The organism is Acidobacteriota bacterium (assembly GCA_039028635.1).
GTDB lineage: Bacteria > Acidobacteriota > Thermoanaerobaculia > Multivoradales > JBCCEF01 > JBCCEF01.
In genome coordinates this window covers 20,915-27,037 of record JBCCHV010000077.1, presented here as the reverse complement: position 1 = coordinate 27,037, position 6,123 = coordinate 20,915, and the positions used below count along the sequence as shown (strand labels likewise).

Genomic DNA, 6,123 nt, shown 5'->3' with positions numbered 1-6,123 from the left:
TCACCCCCGACCTCGGCGGCTCTTGCCGCCGCCGGGCCCGCTCGGGCCCGGTCGCAGGTTGCCGACGAGTTTTTCAGCAACCTGCTAGCAAGCTGCAGTTCGCCGTGCTCCCGAAAAGCCGGGAGATACCAAGGGAGAAGCGTTCTCACGCTTCTCCCCTTCGTTTTGCGCCAGCGCTGCTTGACCGTCGGGAAGTCCGGGGCGTTCTCGAGGTGAGAAGGGACCGTTGACTTACGGAACCACGATGCGCCGCCGGCTGCCGCGCACGAACTCACCGGGAGTCACGCCGACCCGCTGCTTGAATCGCCGCGTCAGATGGGCCTGGTCGCTGAAGCCGCAGGCGAGAGCCACCTGCGCAATCGCCATTCCCTGACGCAGCAATCGCCGGGCCCTGACGATCCGCCGCTGCAGCAGGTAGGCGTGGGGAGGAAGCCCGACCTCGGCCCGGAACAGACGCAGAAAGTGAAACCGGCTGAAGCCGCTCACGCCGGCGAGCTCATCGAGGGCGAGGGACCGCCCGAGATGAGCCTCCATGTAGTCCCGAACCCGCGCCATTGCCCGCCGCTGCCGGCCGGCCGGCGGAACCCGGCCACCGAGCCCCGAGTAGCGTTCGAGGAGCGCCGCCAGCACCCCCTCCATGGCCTCCTCGGCAGCCAGCGAGTCGTCTCCACCCAGGCTCAGACGATGAGCCTGCTGGAAGCGCGTTGCCAGCTCGGCGTCGCGGTAGACCAGGCGGTCGAATCGCGGCACCGGACGGTCGCGACCGGTCCACGGGCGCAGCAGATCCTGGAGACGGCGAGACGACGGATAGGCGGCGACGTAGGACCACGGCCGGTTCCCCAGCCGGCAACCATCGTGAACCGTGCCGGGCGGAATGACGATCAGGCTACCGGGCTCGCTCACCGGACCGTCGGCTCCGAAGCAAAGGGCGCGCCCCCCGGTCATCGCGGCGATGACGTAATGCTCATCGGCATGGGGCACGAACCGCTGGTCGAAGTAACGGGCGTGTAGCAACGACACACCGCAGACGGTGGTGTCGCGCCAGATCCTCTGCTCGGCTCGGTGACTCGTTTTCGACACTGGTCGCCTTTCCTGGTGCCCCTCCCCCACGGACCTCGACCTCTTTATATCGAGTCGGACTCAGCGCCGAAATTTTTAGTCCGTCTCCACCGGGTCATCGAAGTCCGGAAACGGTGCCGACCAGGCATCGACGGCGGTCACCGGCTCGTCGAGGCTGTGCACGGCGTGCGGCACCGACGCCGGCAGGGCCATCACTTCTCCCGGTCCGACCGTCAGCTCGACACCGTCGACTCGAAACACCAGTCTGCCCGAGAGCACCAACGTCAATTGCTCTCCCGGGTGACTGTGCTGCGGAAACACCGTCCGCGGCGGCACTTCGAAATAGGTCAGCATGGTGGCTTCGAGGGCGGCGACCAAGAACCTCGCGCCGGAGCGATGGCGCTGCCACCGGGGTTTGCCGAGGCCTGCGTCGCTCAGCACCTCGGGCGCCGCCGCGGCGTTTCCTTCGACTCCACCAAGATCCCTTCGTCGATTGTCATCGGGCTCCTCTCGGCTCTTCATGAATCGTCATCCTGCGGAGCCGGAGATATCCCGTCTTGAACAAAATTGCGCTGCTACAGCGTCGACCTCGAACCGGCTTTACTTGCCGGAGGCCCCTGACGTAGATTGCGGCCATGCGTCTCCGAGATTGGCCGCAGCGCCTCGTGTCGAGGGGGCGTATGCCGGCAGTTTTCGTTCTTTTGCTGGCGATCTTCGGCTGCCGCGAAGCGTCTTCCGAAGCTCCCCGTCCGGACGTCGTGTTGCTCACCGTCGCCGGCTGGAACTGGACTCCGGACCTCGCCGGCGACCCGAACGTCGCCCGTCTTCTGGACGAGAGTGCCCGGTTCGACGTCGCCGTGGCGAGCAGTCTCGAAGGCATCTCGCAGCAGGCCGTGGTGTTCTCGGCCCTGTCGCCCCACGTGCGCGGCGCGGCACCGGGCTTCGCCGGACTCAGGCGCGATCGTCGCACCCTCGCCGAGTCCCTGAAGGCCGCCGGGTTCCGCACCTTGGCCTTTGCCCCTTCGGCACCCGCCCCCGGCCTCGATCAGGGCTTCGACCGCTGGAACGAAGTTTCGCCTGGGAACGCGGAGATCGCCGAGCTCGTCGGCGAGGCCTTCGACGAGGACGCCCGGCCCCTCTTCGCCTACCTGCACCTCGCAGGAGCCGGTGCCCTGCCTCCCCTTCTGGAGGCCCTGGCGGCCAGCGAGCGAGGCCGCCGCGCTCATCTCGTCGTCACCGCCACCCTCGCACCCTCACCGCAGGCTGCCCGGTGGACCGACTCTTCGCTCCGGATACCACTACTCGTCCGGCCTGCGGACCGGCAGGGCGCCGGGGAGCGTTTCGAAACCCCTAGCCAGGCCATCGACATCGCCCCGACCCTGCTCTCCCTCGCCGGTGCTCAGCCCCTCCCGGCGACCCTCGGTCGGTCCCTGATTCCAGTGCTGCGCGCCAAGCCCAGGACCGCCGAGTGGGTCGCCGTCAGCGAGTCCACGGCGGCGGCGGACCCTTGGATCGCGGTGCGCGGCGACCACTGGAAAATCGTCGCCAGCCTCGCCGACGGCTCCGTCGAGGCACTCTACGATCTGGCCCAAGACCCGGCAGAGGGCGACAACCTCGCCACCCGCGATCCCGGTCTTCTGCAACGCGCCACCGCCCACCTCGAGGGCGCTCGCCGCCGCCTCGCCGAGACCCGTGGGCGTCATGCCCGAGCCTCCCTCCCCTCGACGCCGGACGTCAAGGGGCCGATCTGGGCGATTCCCAATCCGATCGAGAGGTGCTGGGGCGCCGACGATGCGGCCAGCGGCTCCACCGTCGTCCACTGGGACGCCGGTGATCGTCGCGGCACGACTCAAATCCGCATCGGCGGTCCGCGCGGCCAGGTGATGGCGACCGGCCACATGCAGGGATCCCAACCCACCGGATCCTGGGTCCGCGACGGCACCGTCCTCAGCCTCGTCGAGGTCGGCAGCGAGCGAGAGATCGGGCGAACCCAGGTCCGCATTCACCAAATGCCATGCGCGCGCGACTGACCGCTCTCGTCGTCCCCGCCCTCTTGGCGCTGCTCGCCGGCTGGATCTTCCACCTGACGGTGGTCGACATCCCTGCCGCAGCCAACGCCGGACGCCTCGCCCAACCCTGGCCCGACGGCGCCGAGTACCTCGACGTCGCGGTCGCCCTCGCCCATCGCGGCGAAGCTTCGATCCACCTCGCCGGCGAAGACCTTCCGGCACGCTTCCCGGTCGGCTACAGCACCGCCATCGCCGGAGCCCTGCTCCTGGGCAGCGACCCCCTGATCGCACCGCAGCGCACCAATCAAGCGGCGGGAGCCCTGCTGCTGGTCTTCTTCGTCGCCCTGCTGGGGCTGCGCCGCCACTACTTGGCGGCAGGCCTCGCTGCCCTCCTCCTGGCCACCCTGCCGGCCTTCATCATCCTCTGCCGTAGCCCGATGAGCGAGGTCTCCAGCACACTGATGTCGGTGGTCGCCGTCGGCCTGCTCTACGGCTTTGCCCGCTCGCCGACCAGCGGACCAGGTGCCCGTCGCGGCGTCGCCCTGGGGATCGTCGGAGCCGCGATCCTCGGCCTCGGCCTGGGTTTCCGCACCGCCAACGTGTTGCTGCTCGCCTTTCTGCCAGCGGCGATCCTGGCCCGCGACTCCGGCCGGCGGCTCAAGGACCTCGTCCTGCTGGGCCTGGCGGCGGCAATCGGGGTGCTGCCACTGCTGGCCTTCAATGGCAGCGTCTTCGGCCATCCGCTGGCGAGCGGCTACAGCTATTGGTTGCCGGAATGGAACGCTTCTGCCGCCTTCAGCTCCGATTTCGTGAGCGACAACCTCGCCTACTACGGGCGCGAGCTGCGCCAGCAGGAAACGGACTACTCGAGCGCCACCCACTTCGGGCAGCAGCGCGGTTCCTACGTGACGCCGGCCTTCGTGCTGCTGGCCCTCGTCGGCCTCGGTCGCATGTGGCGCCGCCGACGCCTCCGCCTGTTCGCCGCCGCCGGCATCGTGGCTCTCGCCGCCATGGCGTTCTATGCCTTCCACGACACGCGCCTGATCTTCCCGCTCCTGGTGCTGCCGATCCCGGCCATCGCCATCGGCCTGGGCGAGATCTTCGCCAGTCGCGGTCGCCTCGCCGTTCCGCTGGCCACCGCCCTGCTCTGCCTCACCGTCCTCGGCTGGCCGAGCGGCGACGGCCACAGCGAGACCACCGAGCTGGTGACCACCGCCCATCGCCGGCCCGCCTACCCGGGCTTCGATTCGCTGCGCCGATTCCGCGCCCTGGACGAGGCCAGCGAGCCCGGTCTCATCCTCACGGACATGCCGCCGCCCTACGTCCACGCCGCCTTGAGCTGGCGCGGGGAAGAGTCGCGCGCGGTCGTCGCCCCCCTCGACGACGACCACCTCTACACCACCAACCCGGAAGTCTTCCAGTTCGGCGAGGCGGAGCGCATCGCGCGAATCTCCGAGGCCCTCCTCGCCGGCGACCCGGTTTGGGTGATCACCGCCAAACAGGACATCTTCAGCCTCGCCAGCACTCTCCCGCCGCCGACCGACTATGGCTGGGAGGTGGTCCTCCACACCCGACCGACGTCGGGGGTGGCGCGGCTGGTCGCGCTGGCACCGGAATGATCTCTGGAGCTACTCCGGCATCCCCTGCGGATCGATTCCGGGGGGAGCTTGCAGGTAGGCCACGAAGGCGCGGGTCAGCTCCGCGATCAGGACCGAGTCATCTACCGGGCCATAGCTCTGACTGACGTCGTCGAGGGCGATCGCCGAGATCACGACGCCATCGACCATGCGTAGAGCGAAGCGCAGCGCGCTCTCGGGTTGGTCGTGGCCAATTTCAGGGACACAGCCCCCGAACAGCTCGACCAACGCTGCCACCACCTCGCGGTCCCTCGGCGGCTCGGAATTCGCCTCGCTCTCGAGGCCTGCCAATCGACGCTGCAGGCGAAGACGAAGCAGGCCACGTCTGTGCCGACACAGGGCGACGATTTCGGCGATCAGGCGCCGCGCCCGCTCGGCCAGCGACAGGGCCTGCCACTCTGCGGAGCTCGCGGCGGCCGCCAAGCTCCGTCGGGCTTCCTCGTGATAGCGCTCGAGGAGTGCCTCCACCAGGGCCTCTTTGGCGGGGAATCGAGCGTAGAAGGACCCGACCGAGGTGGCGCTGCGAGACACGATCTCCGCCACCGTGATCTCGGCCCAAGGCCGCTCCCCGAGGAGCTCCTCGGTGGCGTCGAGCAAGCGGTCGAGGGTCGCCTTGCTGCGTTCCTGGCGGGGCGCGATGAGGCCTCGGCGAAGGTCGTTCACACCCATCCCAGAGCAACCATGAGGTAAGACACCGTGTTGGTCAGGCCGTGGGCCAGGATGACGACCCACAGATTGCGCCCGGAGAGCAGATAGACCCCGCCGAGCATCAGGCCTGCGCAGGCCGTCATCAGAACTCCACCAATCCCCTGGTAGAGGTGAAGAAGACCGAAGAACAGGGAGCTGAGCAGCAGCGCCGCGATCCAAGCCCGTCCCGTCCCTCGGAACAACCGGGCCAGCCGGCCCATCAGGAAGCCGCGATAGATCACCTCCTCGGCCAACGCCGCCGTCAGCCACATGATCACCAGGCTGCCGATCAGGGCCCAGGGGTCTCCCCGCAGGGAGTCGAAGCGGCTGGTATCCGCCGGCGGAACGCCCAGGAGGCGCGGCAAGATCCAAAGCTGAGCCGTCCACTCGACCAGCAGCATGACGCCAGCAGCGGCAGCGGCCCCCAGGCCAGCGCGCCGCCAACTCGCCGGTCGGCGGAAGCCCAGCACTCGCAGGGTCTCGCCGCGCAGACGAGGCGCCAGGAGGGCAATCGTCAGTGACAAGACGATGCCGGCGAGGGCCACGACGTTGCCCATCGGGGTGGTCGGTCCCAGGTGCTGCGCGCTGGCGACAGCTCCCAGCGCGACGAGCACGAGGAGCCCGACTTCGATCGCGTCCCGGGTCGGCCGCGAGTCGGAGGATCGGTTGGACCCAAGAGAATCAGAACTCACATTCTAGAATTTATATTCTATTTTTGAGTCCGTCAATCA

The 6,123-nt window shown here is 68.6% G+C and carries 6 protein-coding genes; 2 read left to right on the top strand and 4 right to left on the bottom strand.

What is annotated here, in order from left to right; genetic code table 11:
• Positions 1 to 231: 231 nt before the first annotated feature.
• Positions 232 to 1,080, bottom strand: coding sequence for an AraC family transcriptional regulator (locus AAF604_22720; GenBank protein ID MEM7052497.1), 849 nt, complete (start codon positions 1,078 to 1,080; stop codon positions 232 to 234).
• Between the two features lie 75 nt (positions 1,081 to 1,155).
• Positions 1,156 to 1,581, bottom strand: a complete 426-nt coding sequence (locus AAF604_22715; protein MEM7052496.1) for a cupin domain-containing protein — start codon at positions 1,579 to 1,581, stop codon at positions 1,156 to 1,158.
• 158 nt (positions 1,582 to 1,739) lie between these two features.
• Between AAF604_22715 and AAF604_22710 the strand changes: the two genes are divergently transcribed.
• Both AAF604_22710 and AAF604_22705 read left to right on the top strand, forming a co-directional pair.
• The gene (locus tag AAF604_22710; GenBank protein ID MEM7052495.1) at positions 1,740 to 3,089 is read left to right on the top strand and encodes a sulfatase/phosphatase domain-containing protein; all 1,350 of its coding nucleotides are present in this window, start codon (positions 1,740 to 1,742) and stop codon (positions 3,087 to 3,089) included.
• A complete protein-coding gene (locus AAF604_22705; GenBank protein MEM7052494.1) occupies positions 3,074 to 4,687 on the top strand; it encodes a hypothetical protein in 1,614 nt (537 codons plus the stop codon). Before AAF604_22710 ends, AAF604_22705 begins: the two co-directional genes overlap by 16 nt.
• 9 nt (positions 4,688 to 4,696) lie before the next feature.
• On the opposite strand, the gene AAF604_22700 is transcribed toward AAF604_22705, so the two are convergent.
• A complete protein-coding gene (locus tag AAF604_22700; GenBank protein ID MEM7052493.1) occupies positions 4,697 to 5,368 on the bottom strand; it encodes a helix-turn-helix domain-containing protein in 672 nt (223 codons plus the stop codon).
• Entirely contained in the window at positions 5,365 to 6,006 is a 642-nt protein-coding gene (locus tag AAF604_22695; GenBank protein MEM7052492.1) for a CPBP family intramembrane glutamic endopeptidase, read from the bottom strand. The genes AAF604_22700 and AAF604_22695 overlap by 4 nt, the downstream gene beginning before the upstream one ends.
• Positions 6,007 to 6,123 lie beyond the last annotated feature (117 nt).